Below are 25,182 nucleotides of genomic sequence, written 5' to 3' on the forward strand. Positions count from 1 at the left end.
GTATCTCGGAATTGATGTCGGCACTTCGGCAGTCAAGGCACTGTTGATTGATGAAAACTCGGTACCCCTTGCCGAGGCCGATGTTCCCTTGTCGGTTTCAAGCCCCCACCCGTTCTGGAGCGAGCAAAACCCCGCCGACTGGTGGGATGCCACCCTGAAGGCCATCGACGCCTTGCAGCGCGAAAATCCTGCGGCCATTGCCGCGACCCGCGCCATTGGCCTGTCCGGGCAGATGCATGGCGCAACCTTGCTGGGTAGCGATGACAAACCCCTTCGCCCCGCCATCCTGTGGAATGACGGGCGAGCCACCAAAGAATGCGCCGAACTCGACACTGCCCTGCCCGACCTTGGGCAACGGGCAGGAGTGGCAACCATGTCGGGCATGACCGCGCCCAAGCTGCTCTGGCTGCAAAAACACGAACCCGATCTGTTTGCCAAAATCAAAACCATCCTGCTGCCCAAGGATTACATTCGCTTTTGCCTGTCGGGCGACAAGGTCACCGAAATGTCGGATGCCGCAGGTACGCTATGGCTTGATGAACAAAGCCGAAGCTGGAACCAAAGCGCCATTGAGGCTTGCGGATTGACCCCTGATCAATTGCCCGAACTGGTTGAAGGATCCGATATCACCGGCACGCTTCGCGCCGAACTGGCAGACCGCTGGGGAATGGCCGGAAACGTCATCATTGCCGGGGGTGGTGGCGACGCCGCAACAGGCGGAATAGGTGTCGGGGCGGTTTCGCACGGCGACGGGTTCATTTCGCTGGGCACCTCGTCACAGATTTTCATCGCCTCGGACAAATACCGTCCCAAGCCCGAAGAACTCCTGCACAGTTTTGCCCACGCCATCCCGAACCACTGGTTTCAGATGGCCGTGCTGCTTAACGGGGCAAGTTGCCTGAAATGGGCCGCCGACCTTTTGGGCGAAAGCGACATTGCCGCCTTGCTCAACCGGGTCGAGGCACAACACAAAGCGCCCTCAGATGTCGTGTTTCTGCCTTATCTGAACGGTGAACGCACCCCGCATAACAACCCTTATGCCCGTGGCGTGTTTTTCGGACTGGGTAGTGATACAGGACGCGAAACCATGGTCCAGGCCGTGCTTGAGGGGGTCGGTTTTGCCCTGAGTGATGCACAATCAAGATTGCATCAGGCGGGCGCACATTGTGACCTGCCCGGCGTGATTGGCGGCGGCGCACGCAGCCGCTACTGGATACAGCTCATCGCCGATATCCTGGGCAAGCCGCTTGCCCGCTATGAAGGGGCGGCCAAAGGCCCGGCCTTTGGGGCAGCACGTCTGGCACGGCTTGCACTGACCAATGAACCGGTCGGGGATGTCTGCGTCAAACCGGCAATCGAGGAGGTCATCGAACCCGATCTTGCCCGCAATGCGTCCTATCAGCCGCGCTTTGCGAAGTTTCAGCGCATTTATGCCGCCTTGTCGGCGGAATTCACCCCCGAATAAGCCGTCTTGAACAAGTATTTTGAGCAAGCCTGATACGTTGGCCCAAGGCGGATGGCATTGAAAATTTTGGGATATCGGTGAATTTTGGCGACCGCGCCCTTTAAACCTCTGAATTGGTGCCAACATTAATTTAGTGGAATTAACTTATACGCACGGACAGATATGACGATTGCAGTTGTCGGAAGCTCGAACTTTGATTTCGCCGCCAAGGTGGCGAAGCTTCCCACGCAGGGACAAACTGTTGTCTCCCATAACTACAGAACGGGTCCAGGTGGCAAGGGATGCAATCAGGCGTTCGCTGTCGCACGTCTGGGTGTGCCACCGATTTTCATTTCAAAGATCGGTGATGACCTTCTCGGGCGTCAACTGCTTGAAACGCTGACCCTCGAAGGGCTTGATACCACCAATATGGTGGTCGCAAACGAAGCCCAGACCGGTATCGCGCTTATTTCGATTGATGACGCCGGCGAAAACATGATCACGGTTGTCGGTGGTGCCAACATGACCATGTCCCGGTCTGACCTGCATGAAAGACAGGCATGCTTGCGCGAATGTGACTATCTGCTGTTGCAACTTGAATGTCCCGTGGTCGCGGTTGACTGTGCAATCAAATACGCCCGTGAAGGGCAGGCAAAGATCATTCTTGATCCGGCACCTGTTGCTGATTTGGTTGTGATGCGCGATTTACTGGCCCTGACCCATATCGTCACCCCCAATCAAAGCGAATGCAGCGCCTTAACCGGCATTGCCCCCATTGATGAGCACTCCGCCCGTGCCGCCAGCGACAAACTGCATGAAATGGGCCCGGAAACCGTGGTGCTCAAAATGGGTGGCGCCGGTGCGTTTTATTCATCAAACGGGCAAACCGGGATGGTCCCGGGCTTTAACGTCAACACGATTGATACTGTCGGTGCCGGGGATTGCTTTAATGGCGGTCTGGCTGTCGCCCTGCATGGCGGTCAGTCACTTCATGACGCTGTCGGCTTTGCCTGCGCGACCGGCGCCCTTGCCACGACAAGCGAAGGTGCTGCAGACGCAGCCCCCCTTCTGGAAGACGTTTTAAACCTGATCGAAAGCCGCGCGGCCTGAGGCCGGGAGGTTAATCCTCAGGACGTCTGATCAATCAACTGATCGAAATACGTGATGACCTCTGGCGCGTCCCAGCGGGCAATGCCTTCAAGCTTGCCGCGCAAATCACCATTGGCATCATAGACAAAACTGGTCGGCAGGCCCCGCGCACCCATCTGGCGGGCAATCGCACCACGCGGATCGAGAACAACATCAAGGTTCTCGATTCCATTCTTTTCAAAGAATTCTTTCACCGCATCGGCACCGCCACGGTCCTGACTAAGGGCCAGAACACGGAACGGCTTGTCTGCCATTTCGACCGCCAAACGATCCAGATCCGGCATTTCCTTGACGCACGGAACGCACCAGGTCGCCCAAAGATTGACCAAAACAACCTGTCCTTTCAGGCTGTTAAAGGCGATCTCATTGCCATTTTCATCGACAAACGCCAGATCTTCGGGCAAAGAACCCCCATCCGATGGCATGACCATCTTTGAAAGTTCTTGCGGTAATTGCGTATCAGCAAAGGCAGGGGTTGCATAAATGCCCGAGATGGCGACAATCACGCCAAGTTTTATGTAACGAAGCAATGCTTTCACAGCACCCACCTTTCCAAGACTGCGGATCACGATGACCGACCAAAACGCCACTGACCAGAATAACGCAAACTCCCTTTGGGGCGGCCGCTTTGAAGCAGGCCCGTCAGCCATTATGGAAGAAATCAACGCTTCCATCGGCTTTGACAAGCGCCTTTACGCCCAGGACATTCAGGGCTCCAAGGCCCACTGCGCCATGCTGGTCGAGCAGAACATCATTCCCGCTGAAGATGGCGAAAAGATAACCAATGGTCTAGACCAGATTCTTCAAGAAATCGAGAGTGGCGAATTCAAATTCTCAGCCGCCCTTGAAGACATCCACATGAACGTTGAAAGCCGCCTGCGTGAACTGATCGGCCCGGCCGCAGGGCGCCTGCATACTGCGCGTTCGCGCAATGATCAGGTCGCGACCGATTTCAAACTGTGGGTTCGTGATGTTGCGCTTGGCGATCTGGAAGCCGGTCTGAAGGGCCTTCAGGAAGCCCTGATCACGCAGGCTGAAACCCATGCTGAAACCATCATGCCGGGCTTCACGCACCTGCAGGCGGCCCAGCCGGTCACGTTCGGTCATCATCTTCTGGCCTATGTCGAAATGTTTGGCCGTGATCGCGGGCGCGTTGCCGATTGCCGCGCACGTGTGAACGAAAACCCGCTGGGGTCTGCGGCCCTTGCTGGCACCCCCTACCCGATTGACCGTCACATGACGGCAAGTGCGCTGGGCTTTGATCGCCCGACGGCGAACTCGCTTGATGCGGTATCGGATCGCGACTTTGCGCTTGAATACCTCAATGCTGCATCGATTGCGGCCATGCATCTGTCGCGACTGGCCGAAGAAATGGTCATCTGGTGCTCTGCCCAGTTCCGCTTTATCGGCATGTCTGACAAGTTTTCGACCGGCTCTTCGATCATGCCGCAGAAACGCAACCCGGATGCGGCCGAACTGATCCGCTCCAAGATCGGGCGTATTGTTGGCTGCTATAACGGTTTGATGCTGTCGATGAAGGGCCTGCCGCTGGCCTATTCCAAGGATATGCAGGAAGACAAGGAACCGGTTTTCCAGGCCCATGACCATCTTGGTCTGTGCGTTGCGGCCATGACCGGCATGATCGCCGACATGAAAGTGTTTGCCGACAATATGCGTGCGGCTGCCGGTGCAGGTTACACCACCGCCACCGACCTTGCCGACTGGCTTGTTGCCGAACTGGGCATGCCGTTCCGCGATGCCCACCATGTTGTTGGCGCAACAGTTAAACTGGCCGAAACCAAGGGCTGCGATCTTGATCAGCTGTCGCTTGAAGACCTTCAGGGGATTGAACCCAAGATCACCAATGCGGTTTATGATGTGCTGACAGTCGAGGCATCGGTTGCCGCCCGCCAAAGCTTTGGTGGCACCGCCCCGGTCCGTGTGAAGGAATCCGTTGCGGCCGCAAAGGAAAGGTTTCTGAAATGAACAACAGCCTGTTGAAACGCGGCACCGTGGTCACACTGGCCATCATGCTGGGACTGTCGGTTGCGGCGTGTGGCAAAAAAGGCCCGCTCGAACCGCCGACCGACAAAGGTTATGAATATCCAAGGGATTACCCGGCCCAATGAACCATTTTGAATATATCAACGGCGAACTGTATGCCGAAGGCGTCTCGATCCGGGAAATGGCTGACAAGGTCGGAACCCCGTTCTTTTGCTATTCGACCGCGACCCTGGAACGCCATTACAAAGTCTATGCCGACGCGTTTGACGGCCTTGATGCCACCGTGTGCTTTGCCGTTAAGGCAAACTCCAACCAGGCGGTCCTGAAAACACTTGCCAATCTTGGTGCGGGTGCAGACGTGGTTTCGGTTGGTGAAATGCGCCGTGCGCTTCGTGCGGGCATGAAACCGGCCAAGATCATCTTTTCCGGGGTTGGCAAGGCCGATGCCGAAATGCGCGAAGCCCTTGAGGCCGATATTGCCCAGATCAATGTCGAAAGCATTCCCGAACTGAACGAACTTAACCGTGTTGCCATCGATATGGGCAAAAAGGCGCGCATTGCGCTGCGCGTCAACCCGCATGTCGATGCCAAGACCCATGAAAAGATCGCAACCGGCAAGGCCGAGAACAAATTCGGCATCGACTGGACCCGCGCGATCGAGGTTTACCGCGACGCGGCCGCCATGGACGGTATCGAAGTCACCGGTATCGCCATGCATATCGGCTCCCAGTTGACCGATCTGGCCCCGTTCCGCGAGGCATTTACGCGTCTGGCCGGGCTGGTTGAACAGCTGCGTTCCGAAGGCATTGATATCCGCAACCTTGATCTCGGTGGCGGGCTTGGCATTGCCTATCAGGGTGAAACACCGCCGCTTCCCGATGCCTATGGTCAGATGGTGCGTGAAACCGTCGGCCATCTTGGTTGCCACATCACCCTTGAGCCGGGCCGCCTGATTGCCGGGAATGCCGGGATCATGGTTTCGCGCGTCATGTATATCAAAGAGGGCGAAGCCAAGCGCTTTGTCATTCTTGATGCGGCGATGAATGACCTGATCCGCCCGACACTTTACAGCGCCTATCACGAAATCATCCCGGTCGATGAACAGGGTGACGACGACAAACAGGTGAAAGTCGATGTGGTCGGCCCGGTTTGTGAAACCGGTGACACCTTTGGCAAGGACCGCGACCTTCCCGATGACCTCAAGGCCGGTGATCTGGTCGCAGTGATGTCGGCTGGTGCCTATGGTGCGGTCATGTCTTCGACCTACAACACCCGTGCACTGACCCCGGAAGTTCTTGTCAAGGGCAACAACTTTGCCATCGTGCGTCCACGTCAGGAAATCGATGATCTGATCAATATGGATCAGGTGCCCTCTTGGCTCAGCAACGCCTGAGGCGCGGTTACTTTCTGATCTGCATTTGCTTTCGGAGCGGTTGGCCATGTGCCAACCGCTCTTTTATTTTGCACCAATCGGGCGAACTGCTTGACCCTTACTGCCAAAAGCCCAAACTCTAAAGAAGCGGGTTGTACTCGAATCCCCGATACAACGCGCATTATGTCGGCAAGCAGGGACCACCAGACGCATGTCGTTGATACCACCCTATCCCGAGATGGAACGCCATGTGCGCAAGACGCGCTTGGTGATGGTGTGGGAGTCTGTCTGGCCCTGCCTGATCCCGGCTCTTTCCATAGGCCTTTTGGTCGTTGGTCTGACACTGACCGGAACGTTTGAGCTTCTCCCGGCGACAGGGCACATCATGTTGCTGTCGGTCCTGTCGGTCGCCGTCATGATTGCTGTGGTCGCCCCATGGCGCAATTTCAAAATGCCCACGCGCCGGGACGTCCTGCACCGGATAGAGATCGACAACCGGCTTGATAACAACCCGCTGCAAAGCCTTGAAGATCACATCCCCGAAACCGACGACCCACTGACCAGCTATCTCTGGCAGCGTCAACTCGGCCTGCATGAAGCCGCTCTGTCAAAGCTGCGGCTGTCGCGGCCGTTGCCCGCAATCACGCGGGTGGATCGCTTTGGCCTGACCGCAATTCCAGTTCTGCTGTTGTTTGTCGGCCTGATGACCGGGGCGGATCACGTGACGGAACGCTTTTCCAAGGCCTTCAGCCCGCTTCAACGTCTGGGGGCTGCGGATTTCACCGCCACCCTTTGGGTCACCCCACCGGCCTATACCGGACAAATCCCGCGCATTTTGCAGTTCAGCTCGCTATCGGAGCAAAATGACAGCAACAGCGCATCAGAAGCCACCGGCGACATCATGGCGGTTCAAGTTCCGGTGGGCGCCACGCTTGATGGCAGTATTTCAAGCATTTGGGCACCGACCCTGACCACGCCGGGTGGTGAAAAATCCTTCACCGAAAGCAGCGAAAACAGCTATGTCCTTTCCACCGCCATCGACCAGCCGGGCCTTTGGCGGATTTCGGTCTGGGGCAATGACCGTCTGACACTCGATATCGAACTTCTGGCAGACAAGGTCCCAAGCCTTTCCTTTATCAGTCCGCCCAGTGTCACCCGTCGCGATCATGTTCGCCTTGATTATGTCGCCAGTGATGATTACGGGCTGGCCAGTCTGGACCTTGTGATCACGCCTGCCGCCGAACAGGACTTGATCGAACAGTATGGCCCGATTGAGCAGGTCGTCATCGACCTCAAGGGCGATGCTGGTGGCACAAGCAGCACAGGCAGCACCGGTGGCAGTACCGCCAACAGCGCCGGTGCCATGCCGACCCGCATTGACGGCCCGCGCTTTGTTGATCTGGTGGCCCATCCGTGGGCGGGCTTGCCGGTCAATATCCAGATGGTATCGCGTGACAATGCCGATCAACCGGGTGAAAGCGATATCCGCTCGCTGATACTGCCTGAACGGGAATTTAGCCACCCGGTCGCGCAAAAGCTGATTGCCATTCGCCGCGGCTTGCTGCGCTATCCTGATCGTGCGCTTGAAATGCATCAGGCCATGCTGCCTGTCCTTTTCGCCCCGCAGGCCTTTAACGGTCATCTGGGCGTGTTCCTGACCCTGTCTGTCGCCGAGAACCGCCTGTCGGCCAACCTGCATGATCGTGACACCCACCAGGATGTCGCTGGCCTTCTTTGGCACATCGCAGAGGAGATCGAACGCGGATCCTATGGCATTGCCGAGCGTAATTTGATGGAGGCCGAGGAGCGACTGCTTGAGGCACTTGCCAATCCCGATGTCACCGAACGTGAAATTGCCCAACTGATTGACGAATACCGGCAGGCGCTGAACGAATATCTCGCCGCCCTGATGCGCGAAAGCCCCGAGGCGACCGAAGAACAACCCGCTGCCAGTGCCACACTCGAACAGCAGGACCTGTCGCGCATCATCGACCAGATTGATGCCCTGATGCGCGCCGGGGCCCGTGATCAGGCCCGCCAGTTGATTGATCGCCTGCGCGAACTGGTCGAAAACATGCAGGTCACCAGCGGCGAAGGCGGCATGGACATCACATCAACACTGCGCGAGATGCTTGACGGCATGCGTGATCTGTCCCGCCGGCAGCAAGACCTGATGAATGATGGTGACAATGCCTCCGCGCAAAACGGCAATGACCCGCGTGCCAGCCAGCAACAGGGGCTTGCCGATGATGCTGGTGAAATCCTTAATAGTCCGGGACTGGGTCAGTTCGGCGATGTCAGTGGTATGAATTCGGTGATTGATGCCATGCGTGGTGCCGCCGATGCGCTTGGACATGATCGTTCGCACGAGGCCCTGCAATATCAGCGACAAGCCATGGACGCGCTTCAACAGGGCATCGGCGAAATCAGCCGCGCGCTCGAAGGTCTAAGCCAGATGGCCCCCATGCTCGAAGAGCTTGACGGATCGGGGCGCCGTGACCCTCTGGGCCGTCCGGTGGGGGGCAGCAATGGTCCAACCATCATCCCGGACGTAAACACCCTTGAACGCGCCTGGCGTATCTTGCAGGAACTCCGTCGCCGTTCCGGTGATCCCGACCGCCCGCAGATCGAACAGGAATATATCGACCGCCTGCTCAAACGGTTCTGATAGGCCTTCCCACCTCCAAACAAAAAAGGCAGCACACGATGTGCTGCCTTCTTGTTATTCGGTCTGCTTCCGGGGTGCTTAAGGCTCAATCGCCTCACGCGGATCCAGGAAGGTCACCTGCAAGCGGGTCGCCGTCGGGTTCGGTCGGCGGATTTTGGTTTCGACCTCCATGCTTTCGCCAACCGGCAGCATCTGTTGCTGCATGGGCATTTCAGCACCGGTCGACACAAGCGATTCATCATAGATCAGCGGAACCTTTTTGCGCTGAACCACACGATCAAGCGGGTCAAGCAGCTCGATCAGAAGGTATGGCAAGGCACGCGGTTCTTCGCTGATATTGACGATCTCGGCCCGGACCACCAGCACATCGACCCCGTCTTCTTCTTCACGGGTCGGCGGCAGTTCGCGAATATCAAGGCCTTCGCCCACATGCGGCACATCAAGGCCGACCATGTCATAAACCTTGGCAATTGGCGGCCACATTTCTATGACCTGATCCTTGGCGAAATATCCGCCCGCACCAATGCCTGCCAGCAACAGCAGGAAGATGATCCAGCCGATGATGCCCTTTTTCTTTTTGGGTTCCGGCTTGGGATTGTTGCGAATCAGCTGTTGGGGAATCGGGGGCGGATCAGGGATCTTGTCGGCTTCTTCAAAGCCCGGATCAACCGGTCCGTTGCCCATCTGATCTGCGTTGAAATCAGCCCCCAGCGATCCCTCTTCGTTAAACGGGGCCGGGATATCACTTTCCGGTGCTGGCGCTGGTGCAGCCTTCTTTGCCCCGGGCGGGTCCTGATGCCAGCTATTGCCGCAGCTTTTACAGCGCACGGTTCGGCCTTTCGGGCCGATGGCTTCTGTTTTGACTGAGTATTTCTTGGAACACTCTGGGCAAGTAATGATCATTGCAAACCTGGCATATCGATGACGGCGGCATCTAACACGGGGGAAGGCGTGAAGGTGTTTGCGACTGACGGTCCCCCTGTGCCGTCAGTGAAGACTTACACTATATGTAAATAGCCGCGATTTAACAGACTGTTAAGCACAGATAACAGAAGCTGCCCGGATTTGGGTCTCAAACCATGGTATAGCACTGCTTTTCATGGTACCCGAAAATAGATGACAAACTGCTCTAACAGGTTAATTCATTTTCGATATTGTCATGACAGCGCGACTTTCCAACCCTGTCAGATAATGACGAAAACCGTTATAAGCTGCTAGGGTCAGGACACAGGGCTTTCGCCCGCACCGACCGTCATTCGGCCATATGGAGCAAGAGTTTTGACCGACGTTGTCAGTTTCAGGAATGTCGGAGTCCGCTATGAATCCGGGCCGGAAATCCTGCGCGATCTAAATTTTTCTTTGGGCCGCGGCAGTTTTCATTTCCTGACGGGGGCTTCGGGTGCGGGTAAATCCACGCTGATGCGGCTTTTATATTTGGCCCTGCGCCAAACGCGTGGCGAAATTTCGATCTTTGGGCGCGACAATATCCGCATCCAGCGCGAGGAACTGCCCGCGATTCGCCGCAAGATCGGTGTGGTGTTTCAGGATTTTCGCCTGATCAATCATCTGACAACCTTTGAAAATGTCGCCCTGCCGCTGCGCGTGGCGGGTGTCGAAGACCTTCAGATTCGCAAAAACGTCACCGAACTTCTCGAATGGGTTGGCCTTGGCGATCACATCAATGCACAGCCGTCACGCCTGTCTGGTGGCCAGCAACAGCGCGTTGCCATTGCGCGCGCCGTCATCGGTCGCCCGGCCCTGCTTCTGGCCGATGAGCCGACCGGGAACGTCGATGACCGAATCGCCATGCGATTGCTTTATCTGTTTGAGGAACTCAACAAACTGGGCACCACCGTTCTGATCGCCACCCATAACCGTAATCTTGTGCGGCGGTTTGGCCATACACAATGGCTGCTCGAAGGTGGTACCTTGCATGATGTCTCCAACAGCGGCTGAAACCCGACACTTTAACCGTCAAGACTCGTAACCACGGGATCAACAGGACCAACACACGATCATGGCATTTCGCGCACCACCATCGCACCTTCCCCTAGAAAGCGACTCTTCGGCGCGCTTTTTGCCAAGCATCGTTGCCCTGATGGTGGCCCTTTTGACATTCTCCATCGTCGGACTTGCCGCCCTGCATGACAGTGTCGGTCAATGGTCGGGTCAGATCGAAGGCAGCCTGTCGATACAGGTTCCGCCGACCGAGCTTGCCAATCGCACCCCTGCCGAGCGTGAGGCCGCCCTGCAAGGCACCGTGGACAGCATCATCGAACAGGTCTCCACCCTGCCCGGTATCGCCCGGATCGAGGAACTCAGCCCCGACACCATGGCCGCCCTGCTTGAACCGTGGCTTGGCCCGGACGAGGTCATAAGCGAGCTTCCCATTCCACGCATCATCGAAATTACGCCTGAAACCGGGTTCAATTTCGATGCGCTTGAAAGCCGTTTGGGGGTGATCGCCCCCGAGGCCGTGCTTGATGATCATCGCATCTGGATCGAACGCATTGCCGATGTCGCCTTTTCAGTTGAATTGGCACTGGCACTTTTGATTGTTGTGCTGTTTGGCGCGACCATACTGTCGGTTGTGTTTGCCACCAGATCAGGGCTTTCGATCCATCACCGCATCATTGAATTGCTGCATCTGATCGGGGCGCAGGACGGCTATATCGCAAGTCAATTCGGCCGACATAATCGACGCCTTGCCTTCTTTGGCGCGTTGATCGGTCTTCTGATTGCGCTGCCGGTTTCCGCCCTGATTGGCTGGCTTGGCCTGCGTGCGGGCTGGCCGGTGCCGTCCCTGGTTCTCAGCCCGACCTTTATCGGTCTGATTGTCGCCATTCCGTTTATTGTGGCAATGGTCGCGGGCATTACGGCAACCCGAACCGTGCTCCGTGTTCTACACCGGATGTTGTAACCCGCTGGCGGTCTTCGTATAGTCCGTTTGTCACCACTTCCCTTTTGGGATCATGGCCTTGGCCCTCTTTGGCCCTCTGAGGAGATCCGAATTCATGCCAGATCGCCGCTATTCAGGCACGCATCTATGAACAAACCCCCGCTTAGTGTGCAGCACCGCCGCCGCTTCCGGCGGTTTCGCTTTTTGCTCTCGGCTCTCATTTTTTGCGGGCTGATCTGGGCAGCCGGCTTTGTCTGGTATGTTGATTACATTCCCAAAAGCGTCGATAGCCCCACCCAAAAAACCGATGCGATTGTCGTTCTGACCGGCGGCAGCGAACGCCTGTCCGAAGGTCGACGTCTTTTGGTCCGTGGCCTTGCCGATAAACTGTTCATATCGGGCGTCTATCGCGGCGTCGAGGTCGATGAATTACTGTCAGTCGGCAAATCCGATCCGCGTCTGATTTCATGCTGTGTTGTGCTGGGTCATGTGGCGGAAAACACCCGCGGTAACGCAATTGAAACAGCGGTCTGGATGTATGAGGAAGACTATCAAAGTCTGCGCATCGTCACGGCCAACTACCACATGCCAAGGTCACTTCTGGAATTCAAAAGCCTGATGCCCGATGTCGAAATCGTCGCCCATCCGGTCTTTCCCGATAACGTCAAAATCGAAAATTGGTGGCGCTTCCCGGGCAGTACCGCCCTAATCGCCAGCGAGTATAACAAGTATGTTTTTGCCAGCCTGCGCAACACGCTGCTGAACTGGTTGCCGAACGGCGACCGGGGGGCCCTGCGCAGTCCGGGTGGGACGTCCGGTGACGCGCCCGACCTTGATGACTATTCTGCCTCAAACGGGGTGCGCAAGGGTGGGTAAACAATCGGCATTTTCTGATCGTCATATTGCTGTTACAAAACAGCAGATTTTTAGGATCAGGACCCTAAGCCCATGAAGGAATTTGTCTGAATGATAGCCCTGCGCGCGTTGCTCTTTAACGTGTTGTTTTTCGGTGGAACGGCGCTTTTGTGCATCGTTCTGTTGCCGCTGATGCTGTTTGGGCGCAAGGCCAACCAGTTTGTCGGGCATGCATGGTGTCGACTGATTCAGTTCATGCTGCGCTATTCGGTGGGCATGCGCAAACGCTTCACCGGTTTGGAAAATCTGCCGGACGGCCCCTGCATCATTGTCGCCAAACACCAGTCTGCCTGGGAAACCCTGACCTTCCATACGGTGGTCCCCGATCCGGCCTATATCCTGAAAAAGGAACTCACCCGCATTCCATTGGTCGGGCAGTTTCTGATCCTTTCGGGCCAGATTGCCGTTGATCGTTCGGCGGGCAGTCAAGCCCTCAAAGACATGATCAAGGGGGCTTCCAAGGCGCTCGAAGAAAACCGTCAGGTGATCATTTTCCCCGAAGGCACGCGTACCCCGCCGGGCTCCAACCGTCCGTATCATCCGGGTATCTTCGCGCTTTACAAAGCCTTCCCGGATACCAAGGTCATACCCGTTGCGCTGAATTCTGGCATGTTCTGGGGCCGCGACAGCTTCATGAAATATGGTGGTCGCGTCACCATGGAGTTTCTGCCTGCCATGGAACCGGGTCTTGATCGCAAGACCTTCATGAAGGAAATCAAGCACCGCATCGATACCCGCACGCGCGAGCTTGAGGCAGAGGCTCAAACGGAATTCCAGCTGCCTACCCTGACCACCGATGATATCGATGCGAAACAGGAAAAAGAAGACGCGGAAATCAGCGTCACGGCCAAAGCCCCCAGTGGCGACAAGGTTTCCTGAACCGCAGCACCCCGGTAAGACGACAAAAAGGCCCGCATACCACATGGTATTGCGGGCCTTTTTTTAAGTTTGGCGTATCTAAGGCTTTGTGACGCGAACACGCTCGGTCTTTTTACGCGTCACAAGCCAGATGCCCGACACAATCAAAACGATGCCTGCCAGATGGTAAAGATGCAGCGCCTCGCCCAGAAACGCGATGGCAAGACCGCTTGAGCAAACCGGGATCAGATACATGAACACCCCGGCCTTGGCCGGGCCGACCATCGAAACACCCTTGTTCCAGAACATGTAGCCCAAAAATGCCGGGCCTGCCCCGATATAGAAGATCTTGAGCATATCGGGCCAAACCGGATCAAGCGTGGTGAAGAACGGCTTTCCATTCACAACCAGCGCCCAGATATAAAGCGGGGTCAGGAAGCACAAACCGATCACAGCCGACACAAATACAAGGCTCAGCGGGTGCACACCCTTGGGCGCACGTTTCAAAAACATCGAATAGGCCGCCCAGACCATGGCCGACATCATCGCCAGCACATCGCCCAGAACGAAATCCATTCTGGCAAAGACCGACGGGTCACCCTTGGCAATGATGGTCGCAGTACCCGCCCCGGCGATCAGAACGCCAAGCCACTGACCAAGCCGCGGCTTGTCTGCCGTCAGAAGGGCTGCGAACAACAGAACCCAGATAGGTGTCGTCGCATTCAAAAGCCCGGTATTGACCGCCGTGGTGTTATAGGCGGCCAGATAGATCACCACGGAAAACAGGAATACACCAGTAAAGCCGATCAAAAACATCGACAGCTTATGCTGGGACATGATCGCGAGGTCGCGGCGCAGATATTTGACGCAGAACGGCAGCAACAAACACATCGCGACGATCCAGCGCCAGAAGGAAAGCGCTTCAAACGGCACGGTCTCATTGATACCGCGCGCCACCACGTGGTTAGAACCCCACATCAGCGAACAGGCCACCAGCATCATATAGGCCACCGTCAGGGGCGTTTGTGATCCGCTCTGTCCTGCTGCGACGGTCGTTGCATTGGACTGACTCATTAAATACCGGCCCCCATATTGATCTCGCCATATTCGCGGCGTACCAGATCCATCAGATCATGCAGCGGCGGATCAACGATGCCCATTTCATCAAGATGGCTCACCGTGTTTTCAAGATATTCAAGGTTCGGCCCGACATTGCCATGTGCCGCAACAATGATTTCGACTGCCGTACGCACCGGAAGGTTGCCGGCATATTGTTCGTGGGTCGGATCGGCAACATAGGTGTGCGCAATCACTTTGCGCCCGTCTGCAAGCTCAACCTCGACATCGGCCGGGATATAGGTGTTGGTCACAAGTTCACGCTCATCAAGATAAGCTTTCACCTTTGACCAGCTTTCAGGCGAAATACGAAACGCATTGCCAACACATTCCCCGCCCTTGTTCAGGCCAAGAACCAGACCGGGATTTTCCGGCGTGCCGCGATAATGGTGGGAATAGATACAAAACGACCGGTGGTAGCCGGGCAGCAGCGCGCGTGCGCACTCGACAAACTCAAAGCCCGGCCGCCACAACAGCGACCCATATCCAAACACCCATTTTTCGCGCGCGTTGGTCACGCATTCCTCCAGTAACTTGTTTTCCGGTTTCGTAAATTTACGCGAAACTACCGCTTCATGATCACCAATGCCACCCCAAGGGCGGCAATGGCAAAACCGGCAAAGCCAAGCACGCCAAGTTGCTCGTCAAACAGGAGCCACGCAAAGAACGCAGCCGTTGGCGGCACGAGATAAAACATGCTGGCCACCCGGGTAGCTTCGCCCTGCTTGATCAGAACCATCAACAGCATGATCGCCCCGATGGACAAAACCAGGACCAGCCACGCCATCGCCAGGATGAAGTCCATGCTCCATTCAACCGTCAGCGGCTCCTTGAACAGCGCGACGATCCCGACAAACACACTGGCAGCAACATATTGAACGACTGTGCCGCTCATCAGTTCCATGCCGGTGCAAAAACGTTTCTGATAAAGGGTCCCTGCCGTCATGCCAAACAGCGCGAAAACCGCAAGTCCGATGCCAAGCGGGGTAATGCCGACACCGTCGCCAATCTTGGGCAGCAAAACCAACGCAACCCCGATCAGGCCAAGGATCAATCCGCCCCATTGGCGCATCGAAACCCGTTCGCCTAAAATGGACCCGACGACCGATGCGGTCACAACCGGCTGCAAGCCAACGATCAATGCGGCAAGCCCCGCTGGCAACCCGGTATCAATCGCCCAGAACACGCCGCCCAGATAGACCCCATGCACCAACACACCGGTGGTGCCGATATGGGCCGCCTCACGCCAGGTTTTTGGCCATTTCGCGCCCATCAAAAAGATGACCGGGACCATCAGGACCAGAACGATGACAAATCGGACAAACAGGAAAACGAACGGATCGGCATAGGGCAGACCGAATTTGGCCCCGACAAAGCCCGTGCTCCAAAGGAACACAAAGACAAACGGCATGAACCGAGTCAGTGCGGCATGGTTGGTGGCAGACATTTCAATCCCCTTGGACCGGACGGTGCAACATGTGGGGCTGTTGTCCGTCGGTTTATCCCGGAAAGTCGGGCATCACGGTATTACTCGGCGGGCTTTTTCTTGGCTTTTTCATCGCTTTGGCGGTCTTCACCCTCGGCAGAGAAATTGGTGAAATCCTGTCCGGCATCGACAATGCCGCGGCGAATTTCGCGGGTGCGCGTGAACAGATCAAACAGCTTGTCACCCTCACCCCAGCGAATGGCACGCTGAAGCGCCATCAGGTCTTCCTGAAAACGTCCCAGCACGTCCAGAACCGCTTCGCGGTTATTCAGGAACACATCGCGCCACATGGTCGGATCAGACGCGGCAATACGGGTGAAATCGCGGAAACCGGTCGCAGAAAACTTGATCACTTCCTGACGCAGCGCATCTTCAAGATCGGTTGCGGTGCCGACAATCGTGTAGGCAATCAGGTGCGGCAAATGTGATGTAATGCCAAGGATGCGGTCATGATGATCGGCATCCATGCATTCGACATGCATTCCGCAAGCTTCCCAAAGGCCGCGAACCTTTGCGACTGCTTCCTCATTCTCGCCCGGGATCGGGGTCAGAATGCACCAGCGCTCTTCGAACAGTTCCGGAAAACCGGAATCCGGCCCGGAATGTTCCGTACCGGCCAGCGGGTGACCCGGAACGAAATGAACGCCTTCATCCAGATGCGGGGCAATGTCGCGGATCACCGATTGCTTGACCGACCCGACGTCGGAAACAATCGCACCCTTTTTAAGCGCCCCTGTCAGTTGCGCACCAATGCTTTCATTGGCACCGACCGGCGCACAAACCATGACCAGATCCGCATCGCCAACCGCCTGTTTGATATCGCAATAGGCGGCGTCGGCAATACCAAGTTCAAGCACCCGGTCACGGGTCGCCTCAGAGCGAACCGCGCAAGTGATTTTGTTGGCAAGGCCGTCGCGCTTGATGCGACGTGCCATGGACGAGCCGATCAGGCCCATGCCGATAAAGGCGACCGTTTCAAACAGCGGTTGGGATGCAGTGTTGGTCATTTTATGCGTTCACAAAGTCTTTGATGGCCTGAAGGCAGATTTCCATTTCTTCTTTCGTACCGATGGAGATACGAAGCATCTGCGGCAGGCCGTAGGCGCCGATTTTGCGCGGAATCACGCCACGCGCCATCATGAAATCATTGGCGGCATCGGCATTCTTGCCGTCTTCGGCCGGGAATTCGACCAGAACGAAGTTGCCGTAGCTCGGATGTGCCTTGATGCCCGTGATGGCATTGATCTCGTCACGGAACCACGAAAGCGTTTCGGCATTGTGGCGTACGCATTCATTGACGAAATCATCATCATCAAGGGCTGCGGCCCCGGCTTCCTGGGTTGGCAGCGGCACGTTGAACGGATTGCGCAAACGGTGCAGGACATCGGCGATTGCCGGCGGCGCATAGCACCAGCCCAGACGAATGCCACCAAGACCATAGATCTTGGAAAATGTCCGGGTCATCACGGTGTTGTTGCCCGCTTTCACAAGCTCCTCACCCGCCGAATAGTCTTCCTGACCGGTCATGAATTCGGCATAGGCCGCATCGACCACCAGAACGATGTCATCGCGCAGACCATCGCGCAGGCGTTTCATTTCCGCGTCTGAAATATAGGTGCCGGTCGGGTTGTTCGGGTTGGCGACAAACACGATTTTGGTCTTGTCGGTGACCGCAGCCAACAGGGCATCAACATCGGTGGTCATGTTGGTTTCCTTGGCGGTCACAGGGGTTGCACCAACCCCCATGGTCGCGATCGGATACATCAGGAAACCATGTTCCGAATACAAAACTTCATCGCCCGGACCGGCATAGGCACGGATCAAAAGCGTCAGGATTTCATCAGACCCGTTGCCACAGATCAGCTGATCAAACTCAAGGCCGTATTTCTCTGCCAGCTTGTGACGCAGAACATCACAGCCGCCATCCGGATAACGATGCAGGCGCTCAGCCGACTTGCGAAGCGCTTCCATGGCCTTGGGGCTCGGACCAAGCGCGCCTTCATTTGACGACAGCTTGATCACACGCTGGGCGCTATCAGCACTGGATTTGCCGCCTTTATACGGCGCAATATCAAGAATTCCGGGGCGTGGGGTGGGCGCAGACATCAGGTAGTTCTCCCAAGGGAAACGGTGGCCAGTCATGACCACCAAGCATATTTAACTCAGTGCGTCTTCAGCAATCGGCACGGCATAGGCACCCACGACGCGTAAACTTTCGGGGCGAAGGCCCTGTGCATCCAGTGTCGCCTGAAACGCATTGGCGCGATTACAAAAGAATCCCGGCACATCAACAAGCACAAAACGCCGATCCGATGCCGTTTCGTCAGAAAAGCCAAGGATTACCGATCCGTCGATGCCATCCGCAATTTTTTTGCGCACCGTATCCATCGAAATCTCTTTCGACAGACTGACAACAAACAGAGTCCGGTCATCACCACTGTCTTCCAGTTCGATGGCAGCCAGAACAAAACCTTCGGTCTGCTCGCCCCGTCCGACAGGACGGCCACCAAACGGCAATTTGGATACGACACGGACCGCGCTTTGCTCAGTCAGGTTGGTCCACCATGGCATGGCTTCGCCCAGTTCGGGCTTGGGGAACACCCCGACAGCCGTACGGCCTTCTTCGAGGGCGCCAAACGCTTCGCGCGGGGTATCAAACTCGATAATCTCGTTCAGGCAGCCAAAATTCAGGCGCGCCAGTTCCCAGCAATCAAGCCCGTCGGCATTGCGGCAAAGCGCAACCGTATAAGGTGCTTCAAGGCGTGTTCCGGCCGCGATCATTTCGCGCCAGATCTGGATCAGGGCGGTTTTCGGAAAGGCCCCTTCATGGCGTTCAACCAATGTGCGCATGATGCGGGCTTCGCGTGCCGGGCGATACGGAACCTTTACCTTGCCACCAGCTGCGATCATCCGGTCCTTATAGGCACCGACAGCCTGCACAACCTTTGTCCGGCGAATGATCAGCGACTGCAGCGCCTGATCGATCTCGTCGATCTCTCCGCGCAGGTCATCCAGGTCAAGATTTGCCAAATTTTTATCGTCAGACGCCATAATCTACTCTTCTTTTGAACGGCGCACAGTATTAGGACAGGGCCGCAGAAATGCAAAGAAAAGATTGACTAACACCGGCTCTGCTTCATAGCTAGAGCAAGGGAATTTTCACCAAACCTGGCACCCGCTGCGCAGTCCGCAGCCCGATTGTGCAAAAAAACGTCAGATAACAGGGATACCAACCAAATATGTCCACCGCGACCAATACAAAAAAGCGCCCACCGCTTCCCGGTCACCACATGGTGCTCGGCGAAACGGAAAAGCTGCGCCTTGATAGCGGTGTGGAATTTGGCCCCTTCACGCTGGCCTATCAGACCTATGGCGAACTGAATGCGGATAAATCCAACGCGATTCTGGTCTGTCATGCACTGACAGGTGACCAATATGTCGCCGATGACGTGCACCCGATCACAGGAAAAGCCGGTTGGTGGTCCGAAATTGTGGGTCCGGGCAAGATCATTGATACCGACAAGTATTTCGTGATCTGCAGCAATGTGATTGGCGGCTGCCTTGGCAGCACCGGTCCCAAGGACGTCAATCCCGAAACCGGCAAGCCGTGGGGCCTTGATTTTCCTGTCATTACCATTGCCGACATGGTGCGCGCCCAGACCATGCTGATTGATGGGCTTGGCATTGATATGCTGTTTGCGGTTATTGGCGGCTCGATGGGCGGCATGCAGGTTCTTGAATGGTGCAAAAGCTATCCGGAGCGCGTCTATGCCGCGGCCCCGATTGCGACCTCGTTCCGCCATTCGGCGCAAAACATCGCTTTCCACGAAGTCGGGCGTCAGGCCGTGATGGCCGACCCGGACTGGTGTGGGGGCAACTATCTGCTTGAAGGCAAGAAACCGTCGCGTGGGCTGGCAGTTGCGCGCATGACCGCGCACATCACCTATCTGTCGCAGCCCGCCCTGCATCGCAAATTCGGCCGCAAGCTTCAGAACCGCGGTGCGATCACCTATAGCTTCGACAATGACTTTCAGATCGAAAGTTACCTGCGTCATCAGGGCAAAAGCTTCGTCGACCGGTTTGATGCCAACAGCTATCTCTATATCACGCGTGCGATGGATTATTTCGACCTGTCGCTTGAATATGACGGACGCCTTGCCGAGGCGTTTCAGGGCTGCAAAACCCGGTTCTGCGTTGTGTCGTTTTCAAGCGACTGGTGCTTTACCACGGCTGAGAGCCGCATCGTTGCGCATGCACTCAATGCCGCATCGTGCAATGTCAGTTGTGTGGAAATCGAAAGCGACAAGGGCCACGACGCGTTCTTGCTTGATGAACCGGATTTCCACATGGTGCTAAGCGGCTTTATCGAAGGTGCTGCCGAAGGTCGGGGACTGAAATAATCATGGAAGAAACGATGTCAAACGGCACTGACGTACCTGCGCATAGCGACCGCATCCGCGTCGATCTGCAGCTGATTGCCGACATGATCGATCCGGGAACCCGTGTGCTTGATATTGGCTGCGGCGACGGTGAACTTCTGGGCTATCTGACGCGCACCAAAAAGGTTGATGGTCGCGGTCTTGAACTGTCCAACGAAGGGGTGCGCAACTGCGTCGCACAGGGCCTGCCGGTGATGCAGGGCGATGCCGACCGTGATCTGGGCGATTATCCCGATGGTGCGTTTGACTATGCCATTCTCAGTCAAACGCTTCAGGCGACCCAGCGTCCCAAGGAAGTGTTGTCGGAGCTGCTGCGCATCGGCAAGCAGGCGATTGTGTCCTTTCCGAATTTCGGGCATTGGCGCGCACGGTTTGACCTGATGTTTCGCGGTCGGATGCCGCAAAACCCCAACCTGCCGATCATGTGGTACGAGACGCCAAACATCCATTTCTGCACGGTTCTGGACTTCGTTGCGCTGTGCGAAGAAATGAACCTGACGATTGAACGATCAATGGTTCTCAATGAAAGCGGATCAAAACTCAGCCTCGGCAGCCAGACCCGGTTTTCCAATTTCCTGGGCAATCAGGCCTTGTTCATGCTGAGCAAATAAGTTCATTTCGGCTAGCAATCCGCCCAAATATCACCTTTTGGTTGAATAAGATGTGATACATATTATCATCTGTCCGTGACGCAGGCGCGTTACGGAACGGTTGCCTATGGGCGGTCGCCTCCAGATTAATCCTTGATTTGAAAAATCGCTGCCTCCGTCTGCCACCTGATTGATAGGTCACAAATACCCTGCTGACGCGTCAGCAGGGTCAGGGCCTGTCAATTCGATTGGAATGGCAGAGCTTATATTTGTGAAATCCGGAAAAAAGCCCGCCAGGCATGTTGCCATCCCCACACGGGTTTTGATGGCGCAGTTCACAAATAAAATCTCTGCTCTTCGGATCAACTGTTCGGACGAAACAAACAAGTCCTGACCCTAGGCTGTCATTCATCTCAAAGGGGGCGCGCATGGCATTACGTGATTTCGCATCAAGAACACTGGTTATCTGCTTTGTCGGACTTCTTGCGGCCTGCTCGCAAAAGGCCGAGATGATCAAACTTTCGGCAACGCAGTTCGGAACGGCAACTGAATCCGCATTTGACGCCTATGGCACGGCGCAAAGCGCACAGTTTGAGCCTTTCGCGAAATCAGCCGACGAAAAGCGCGCTGAATTCCTCAACAATATGGAAACGTTCAACAGTTCCGTGACACCTGCAAACGTTGAAGCACTGGTTGACCGAAACGCCAGCAGCGGCACGGTTGGCAGCAGTTCCGAATGGAAGGCGACCCTTGCCAGTTTGCGTCAGCAATATCAGGAATTTGTCGCGATCTTTGACAATATCGAAGGCGGGTCCGCCCTTGGTGCATCGGCAGTTACCAACTCCGGTCCGATCCTGAAAAAGTTGCGCCAGCAACTGGCAAGCATCACCAAAAACCTGCAGGAAACCCCGCCACAATACCTCAATCGGCGCGCGACACTGGTGGCACAGCTCAACGCGATCCGTGCTGATGACAATGACGATGCCGCGGCCAAAAAGCTGCGCTATGAGCTTTGGCTGCAAAGTTGGCAATCCCTGATGGCAGCCGAAAAGGAACTGCAGTCAACGACGCTGCGCCATTTCATTAGCGCATCCACACTTGGCGCCAAGCTTCAGACACAGATTGATAACTACGCCAAACTTGATGTCGCATCCCTGATAAAGGCCGTTGAAGAAGGCATCACCCTTGTTGATAACATTAACGATCTCTCAGCGGAGGAACTGCTCAGCCACGGCACTGACCTGATCGAAACCGCAACGCAGTAGCAAAGGAGGCCGATATGTCTGATCATCTCAACGAACTCATCACCGAAGCCCGACTTGCCTATCAGAATGCGGTTGTCGCGCTGCAAAGTGCTGATATCAATGAAGCACTGACCCTGCGGCCCAAAGTCGAAGAGGCCCGCAAGCTTGTTGAAAAACTGGAAACCCGGCAACTTAAGGCAGGTGTCGTGGTGACCGCCGAAGATGTCACCAGAATGCGGGAACTGCGCGAGCAGATTAATTCTGCCGCCACCTTGCAGCAAACACTGACAAAACTGGCATCGATCCTCGTTACCTTTGTCTAGGGTCAGTCGCCCAAAATCTATCTGTTCGGCTTGGCTTGGGTGGAAGGTTGCTACTGTTGCCAGCGGTCGGCATCGGCATCGTCAGATGCCTTTGCCGTAACCCATTTATCGCCACCGTCCGGAGTTTCTTCGCGTTTCCAGAAGGGGGCGCGGGTTTTAAGGAAATCCATGATGAAGTCGCAGGCCTCAAACGCCGCACGACGATGGGCGGATAACACGATTACCAGAACAATGCGTTCACCGGGCAGCATGCGGCCAAAGCGATGAACAATGCGGATGTCGTCAAGCGGCCAACGATCTGCAGCCTCATCCGCGATCTTTTCCAGTTCGCGTTCGGTCATGCCCGGATAGTGATCAAGGGTCAGGGCCGAGACACTTTCCCCACCGTGAATATCGCGCACCAACCCGACAAAACTGACCGCCGCGCCGATATCGGTACGACCATCGGTCAGGGCCGAAAGCTCGACGCCTGGGTCAAAATCATGTTGCTGAACAGAAACGCGTGACATGGTCGCCGTCCCGGATTGCGTGAGTTGGGGCCGAGCCCTAGTCGAGATGCTTAAGGCCGGTCCGAAGATAAATATAGCCGGTCTGAACCGTGACGATCCCGGCAATCCACAACAGGATATCACCAATCAGGATCGAGGGAATCAATTCAGGCGATGCATCACCAACCAGAAGGAAGCCGATGGCCAAAATCTGTGCGGTGGTTTTCCATTTGGCAAGGACAGTAACCGGCAACGGCACTTTAATCTCGGCCAGATGTTCGCGCAGGCCCGACACCATGATTTCGCGGCACATGATAATGACCGCGGGCAATACGGCAAAACCGGAAATGCGTTCAAACGCCACCATCATCATCAAGGCTGCCGCCACTAGAAGCTTGTCGGCAATCGGATCAAGGAACCGACCCAGTGGGGATACCACATTCATCGAGCGCGCCAGATAGCCGTCAAAGAAATCGGTCACCCCGGCAAAGGCAAACAGGGCAAAGCCGACCCAGTTGCCAACCGGACCATTAATGTAAAACGACGCGATCAGCGCCGGGATTACGAATATGCGCGACATGGTCAGCAGATTGGGAATCTGGTTTTTCATAAGCGGCCTGTTTGATGGATTTTATGGCGATGACGTCACGGGTTTAGTCATGGCATGGGGCACATCACCGCCCAAAGCCGCGCAATTATTAATGGCTTGAAGCGCTTACCACAAGGACTGCTTTCCCATTGTTCGCTATCGCAATATTCAGGCGCGAAAGTGATCACTTTTCGTCGTGGAAATGATCATAAATCTTTCGGGCGAGTGCCGCACTGATGCCATCGACCGCTTCCAAGTCAGCCAGACCGGCATCCGCGACACCGCGCGCAGAGCCGAAATGATGCAGGAGCGCCTTTTTGCGCGCACCGCCAACACCAGGCACCGAATCCAGAACGCTTTTGCCGATCTGTTTGGCGCGTTTGGCGCGATGGGTGCCAATCGCCCAACGGTGGGCTTCGTCGCGCAGGCGCTGAATGAAATAAAGCACCGGGTCTTTCATATCGAGACGTACCGGAGCCTTGCCGGGGATATGCAGGACTTCCTTGCCGGCATTGCGATCAACACCCTTGGCGACACCAACCAGCATGACGTCTTCGATCCCCAGATCTTCAAGCACTTCGCGCGCCACGCCAAGCTGCCCCAAACCACCATCAATCAGGCAAAGGTCCGGCCATGTGCCGTTTTCACGGTCCGGGTCTTCTTTTTGTGCCCGGGCGAAACGACGGGTCAGCACTTCGCGCATCATGGCAAAGTCATCACCCGGCGCGATATCGCCCTTGATGTTGAATTTGCGATAGGCATTTTTCATGAAGCCTTCGGGCCCGGCGACAATCATGCCGCCGACCATGTTGGTGCCTTGCGTGTGGGAGTTATCATAAACTTCGATGCGTTCCGGCGTGCTTTCGAGATCAAGCTTGTCGGCCAGATCTTCAAGTAGCTTGCGCTGTGTCGCACTTTCGGCCAGACGGCGCCCCAGGGCATCCTTGGCATTGGTCAGGGCATGTTCAACCAGCTTGCGCTTGCCGCCGCGCTTGGGTACGAGCAATTCGATCTTGCGGTCGTTATTGATCGCAAGCGCGTTTTCCACCAGTTCCTGACCTTCGATTTCGTGAGACAGAAAGACCTGCTTGGGGGCGGGTTTGTCGGCATAGAACTGCCCGACAAAGGCCGACAGGATTTCCGGGATTTCAGCAGACTGTTCATGGCGCGGGAAGTAGGACCTGTTGCCATAGTTCGAACCCGAACGGAAGAAGAAGACCTGCACACAGCTTTGTCCGCCTTCCTGATGGAGCGCGATGACATCGGCCTCCTCGACACCTTCGAGATTGATATCCTGATGGGAGCGGATCTGGCTGAGTGCGCGGATACGGTCGCGATACATCGCGGCCTGTTCGAACTCCATCTTTTCAGATGCATCCATCATGTCAGCTTCGAGCTGCTTGAGGATTTTCTGGCTGCGCCCGGTCAGAAAGTCGCGGCAGATATCAACAAGCTCGTCATAATCCGGTTTGGAAATGCGATCGACACAGGGTGCTGCACAACGTTTGATTTGATACAGCAAACACGGGCGCGACCGGTTGGAAAACACCCCATCCGTGCAAGAGCGCAGCAAAAAGGCGCGTTGCAGATGGTTGATG

Annotated in this window: 25 protein-coding genes; 14 read left to right on the forward strand and 11 right to left on the reverse strand. The window is 56.0% G+C overall.

Translation table 11 applies throughout. The features are described from left to right. A partial coding sequence (gene xylB / locus B2R48_RS18290) for a xylulokinase (protein WP_297003291.1) occupies window positions 1–1,465 on the forward strand: 1,465 nt, incomplete at its 5' end. A 162-nt stretch (window positions 1,466–1,627) separates the two neighbouring features. Beyond that, on the forward strand, window positions 1,628–2,554 hold the full coding sequence (gene rbsK, locus B2R48_RS18295; RefSeq protein ID WP_297003292.1) for a ribokinase: 927 nt from the start codon (window positions 1,628–1,630) through the stop codon (window positions 2,552–2,554). 17 nt (window positions 2,555–2,571) lie between these two features. Here the strand turns inward: rbsK and B2R48_RS18300 are convergent, their stop codons facing one another. Beyond that, window positions 2,572–3,132 carry a TlpA disulfide reductase family protein gene (locus tag B2R48_RS18300; RefSeq protein WP_297003294.1) on the reverse strand — a complete coding sequence of 187 codons (561 nt, stop codon included), beginning with the start codon at window positions 3,130–3,132 and terminating at the stop codon, window positions 2,572–2,574. 31 nt (window positions 3,133–3,163) lie between these two features. Between B2R48_RS18300 and argH the strand changes: the two genes are divergently transcribed. The 4 genes from argH (at window position 3,164) to B2R48_RS18320 (ending at window position 8,637) form a co-directional block, all read left to right on the forward strand. Then, window positions 3,164–4,579, forward strand: coding sequence for an argininosuccinate lyase (gene argH, locus B2R48_RS18305; RefSeq protein ID WP_297003296.1), 1,416 nt, complete (start codon window positions 3,164–3,166; stop codon window positions 4,577–4,579). After that, window positions 4,576–4,722, forward strand: coding sequence for an LPS translocon maturation chaperone LptM (gene lptM / locus B2R48_RS18310; protein WP_181838522.1), 147 nt, complete (start codon window positions 4,576–4,578; stop codon window positions 4,720–4,722). Before argH ends, lptM begins: the two co-directional genes overlap by 4 nt. After that, the gene (gene lysA, locus B2R48_RS18315; protein WP_062956695.1) at window positions 4,719–5,990 is read left to right on the forward strand and encodes a diaminopimelate decarboxylase; all 1,272 of its coding nucleotides are present in this window, start codon (window positions 4,719–4,721) and stop codon (window positions 5,988–5,990) included. The genes lptM and lysA overlap by 4 nt, the downstream gene beginning before the upstream one ends. Window positions 5,991–6,180: 190 nt before the next feature. Continuing rightward, entirely contained in the window at window positions 6,181–8,637 is a 2,457-nt protein-coding gene (locus B2R48_RS18320; RefSeq protein WP_297003299.1) for a DUF4175 domain-containing protein, read from the forward strand. 78 nt (window positions 8,638–8,715) lie between these two features. On the opposite strand, the gene B2R48_RS18325 is transcribed toward B2R48_RS18320, so the two are convergent. Next, entirely contained in the window at window positions 8,716–9,540 is an 825-nt protein-coding gene (locus B2R48_RS18325; RefSeq protein WP_084272100.1) for a DUF3426 domain-containing protein, read from the reverse strand. Window positions 9,541–9,915: 375 nt separating this feature from the next. Between B2R48_RS18325 and ftsE the strand changes: the two genes are divergently transcribed. The 4 genes from ftsE (at window position 9,916) to B2R48_RS18345 (ending at window position 13,330) form a co-directional block, all read left to right on the forward strand. Further along, window positions 9,916–10,593, forward strand: coding sequence for a cell division ATP-binding protein FtsE (gene ftsE, locus B2R48_RS18330; RefSeq protein WP_062956697.1), 678 nt, complete (start codon window positions 9,916–9,918; stop codon window positions 10,591–10,593). A gap of 61 nt (window positions 10,594–10,654) precedes the next feature. Further along, entirely contained in the window at window positions 10,655–11,557 is a 903-nt protein-coding gene (locus B2R48_RS18335; protein ID WP_297003302.1) for a cell division protein FtsX, read from the forward strand. A gap of 126 nt (window positions 11,558–11,683) precedes the next feature. Beyond that, window positions 11,684–12,412 (forward strand): YdcF family protein, encoded by a 729-nt coding sequence (locus tag B2R48_RS18340; protein ID WP_297003304.1) that lies wholly within the window; start codon window positions 11,684–11,686, stop codon window positions 12,410–12,412. A 90-nt stretch (window positions 12,413–12,502) separates the two neighbouring features. Beyond that, the gene (locus tag B2R48_RS18345) at window positions 12,503–13,330 is read left to right on the forward strand and encodes a lysophospholipid acyltransferase family protein (protein WP_297003305.1); all 828 of its coding nucleotides are present in this window, start codon (window positions 12,503–12,505) and stop codon (window positions 13,328–13,330) included. 78 nt (window positions 13,331–13,408) lie between these two features. Here the strand turns inward: B2R48_RS18345 and B2R48_RS18350 are convergent, their stop codons facing one another. The 6 genes from B2R48_RS18350 to B2R48_RS18375 form a co-directional block, all read right to left on the reverse strand. Then, window positions 13,409–14,383, reverse strand: coding sequence for a DMT family transporter (locus B2R48_RS18350; RefSeq protein WP_297003306.1), 975 nt, complete (start codon window positions 14,381–14,383; stop codon window positions 13,409–13,411). Continuing rightward, window positions 14,383–14,943 (reverse strand): gamma-glutamylcyclotransferase, encoded by a 561-nt coding sequence (locus B2R48_RS18355; RefSeq protein WP_062956702.1) that lies wholly within the window; start codon window positions 14,941–14,943, stop codon window positions 14,383–14,385. The genes B2R48_RS18350 and B2R48_RS18355 overlap by 1 nt, the downstream gene beginning before the upstream one ends. A gap of 47 nt (window positions 14,944–14,990) precedes the next feature. Beyond that, window positions 14,991–15,872: a DMT family transporter gene (locus tag B2R48_RS18360; protein WP_062956703.1), complete on the reverse strand. Its 882-nt coding sequence runs from the start codon at window positions 15,870–15,872 to the stop codon at window positions 14,991–14,993. Between the two features lie 80 nt (window positions 15,873–15,952). Continuing rightward, the gene (locus tag B2R48_RS18365) at window positions 15,953–16,918 is read right to left on the reverse strand and encodes a prephenate/arogenate dehydrogenase family protein (protein WP_062956704.1); all 966 of its coding nucleotides are present in this window, start codon (window positions 16,916–16,918) and stop codon (window positions 15,953–15,955) included. Between the two features lies 1 nt (window position 16,919). Next, window positions 16,920–18,017, reverse strand: coding sequence for a histidinol-phosphate transaminase (hisC, locus tag B2R48_RS18370; protein WP_213473555.1), 1,098 nt, complete (start codon window positions 18,015–18,017; stop codon window positions 16,920–16,922). Window positions 18,018–18,068: 51 nt separating this feature from the next. Continuing rightward, complete coding sequence (locus B2R48_RS18375) at window positions 18,069–18,941, reverse strand: chorismate mutase (RefSeq protein ID WP_297003311.1); 873 nt, start codon at window positions 18,939–18,941, stop codon at window positions 18,069–18,071. Window positions 18,942–19,150: 209 nt separating this feature from the next. On the opposite strand from B2R48_RS18375, the gene metX reads away from it, so the two are divergent. From metX to B2R48_RS18395, 4 genes are all read left to right on the forward strand, one after another. Further along, window positions 19,151–20,311, forward strand: a complete 1,161-nt coding sequence (gene metX / locus B2R48_RS18380) for a homoserine O-acetyltransferase MetX (RefSeq protein WP_297003313.1) — start codon at window positions 19,151–19,153, stop codon at window positions 20,309–20,311. Window positions 20,312–20,325: 14 nt separating this feature from the next. Beyond that, the gene (gene metW / locus B2R48_RS18385; RefSeq protein ID WP_213473553.1) at window positions 20,326–20,961 is read left to right on the forward strand and encodes a methionine biosynthesis protein MetW; all 636 of its coding nucleotides are present in this window, start codon (window positions 20,326–20,328) and stop codon (window positions 20,959–20,961) included. A 407-nt stretch (window positions 20,962–21,368) separates the two neighbouring features. Further along, entirely contained in the window at window positions 21,369–22,205 is an 837-nt protein-coding gene (locus B2R48_RS18390; protein WP_297003315.1) for a hypothetical protein, read from the forward strand. Window positions 22,206–22,219: 14 nt separating this feature from the next. After that, a complete protein-coding gene (locus B2R48_RS18395) occupies window positions 22,220–22,507 on the forward strand; it encodes a hypothetical protein (RefSeq protein ID WP_062956709.1) in 288 nt (95 codons plus the stop codon). Between the two features lie 50 nt (window positions 22,508–22,557). Here the strand turns inward: B2R48_RS18395 and B2R48_RS18400 are convergent, their stop codons facing one another. From B2R48_RS18400 to uvrC, 3 genes are all read right to left on the reverse strand, one after another. Further along, window positions 22,558–23,016, reverse strand: coding sequence for a molybdenum cofactor biosynthesis protein MoaE (locus B2R48_RS18400; RefSeq protein ID WP_297003317.1), 459 nt, complete (start codon window positions 23,014–23,016; stop codon window positions 22,558–22,560). A 37-nt stretch (window positions 23,017–23,053) separates the two neighbouring features. Next, window positions 23,054–23,605, reverse strand: coding sequence for a CDP-diacylglycerol--glycerol-3-phosphate 3-phosphatidyltransferase (gene pgsA / locus B2R48_RS18405; RefSeq protein ID WP_062956711.1), 552 nt, complete (start codon window positions 23,603–23,605; stop codon window positions 23,054–23,056). A 163-nt stretch (window positions 23,606–23,768) separates the two neighbouring features. Beyond that, window positions 23,769–25,182: excinuclease ABC subunit UvrC (gene uvrC / locus B2R48_RS18410; protein ID WP_297003319.1), on the reverse strand; the 1,414-nt coding region annotated here is incomplete at its 5' end.

This window comes from Thalassospira sp. UBA848 (assembly GCF_002295455.1).
Lineage (GTDB): Bacteria > Pseudomonadota > Alphaproteobacteria > Rhodospirillales > Thalassospiraceae > Thalassospira.

Bases quoted from the DNA above. Each gene is read 5' to 3' on its own strand.
- pgsA (WP_062956711.1), bottom strand. From the start codon at position 23,605: ATGAAAAACCAGATTCCCAATCTGCTGACCATGTCGCGCATATTCGTA.
- argH (WP_297003296.1), top strand. From the start codon at position 3,164: ATGACCGACCAAAACGCCACTGACCAGAATAACGCAAACTCCCTTTGG.
- B2R48_RS18400 (WP_297003317.1), bottom strand. From the start codon at position 23,016: ATGTCACGCGTTTCTGTTCAGCAACATGATTTTGACCCAGGCGTCGAG.
- lysA (WP_062956695.1), top strand. From the start codon at position 4,719: ATGAACCATTTTGAATATATCAACGGCGAACTGTATGCCGAAGGCGTC.
- hisC (WP_213473555.1), bottom strand. From the start codon at position 18,017: ATGTCTGCGCCCACCCCACGCCCCGGAATTCTTGATATTGCGCCGTAT.
- metW (WP_213473553.1), top strand. From the start codon at position 20,326: ATGTCAAACGGCACTGACGTACCTGCGCATAGCGACCGCATCCGCGTC.
- B2R48_RS18395 (WP_062956709.1), top strand. From the start codon at position 22,220: ATGTCTGATCATCTCAACGAACTCATCACCGAAGCCCGACTTGCCTAT.
- B2R48_RS18335 (WP_297003302.1), top strand. From the start codon at position 10,655: ATGGCATTTCGCGCACCACCATCGCACCTTCCCCTAGAAAGCGACTCT.
- lptM (WP_181838522.1), top strand. From the start codon at position 4,576: ATGAACAACAGCCTGTTGAAACGCGGCACCGTGGTCACACTGGCCATC.
- B2R48_RS18365 (WP_062956704.1), bottom strand. From the start codon at position 16,918: ATGACCAACACTGCATCCCAACCGCTGTTTGAAACGGTCGCCTTTATC.
- B2R48_RS18340 (WP_297003304.1), top strand. From the start codon at position 11,684: ATGAACAAACCCCCGCTTAGTGTGCAGCACCGCCGCCGCTTCCGGCGG.
- rbsK (WP_297003292.1), top strand. From the start codon at position 1,628: ATGACGATTGCAGTTGTCGGAAGCTCGAACTTTGATTTCGCCGCCAAG.
- B2R48_RS18345 (WP_297003305.1), top strand. From the start codon at position 12,503: ATGATAGCCCTGCGCGCGTTGCTCTTTAACGTGTTGTTTTTCGGTGGA.
- B2R48_RS18350 (WP_297003306.1), bottom strand. From the start codon at position 14,383: ATGAGTCAGTCCAATGCAACGACCGTCGCAGCAGGACAGAGCGGATCA.
- B2R48_RS18325 (WP_084272100.1), bottom strand. From the start codon at position 9,540: ATGATCATTACTTGCCCAGAGTGTTCCAAGAAATACTCAGTCAAAACA.
- B2R48_RS18320 (WP_297003299.1), top strand. From the start codon at position 6,181: ATGTCGTTGATACCACCCTATCCCGAGATGGAACGCCATGTGCGCAAG.
- B2R48_RS18390 (WP_297003315.1), top strand. From the start codon at position 21,369: ATGGCATTACGTGATTTCGCATCAAGAACACTGGTTATCTGCTTTGTC.
- metX (WP_297003313.1), top strand. From the start codon at position 19,151: ATGTCCACCGCGACCAATACAAAAAAGCGCCCACCGCTTCCCGGTCAC.
- B2R48_RS18360 (WP_062956703.1), bottom strand. From the start codon at position 15,872: ATGTCTGCCACCAACCATGCCGCACTGACTCGGTTCATGCCGTTTGTC.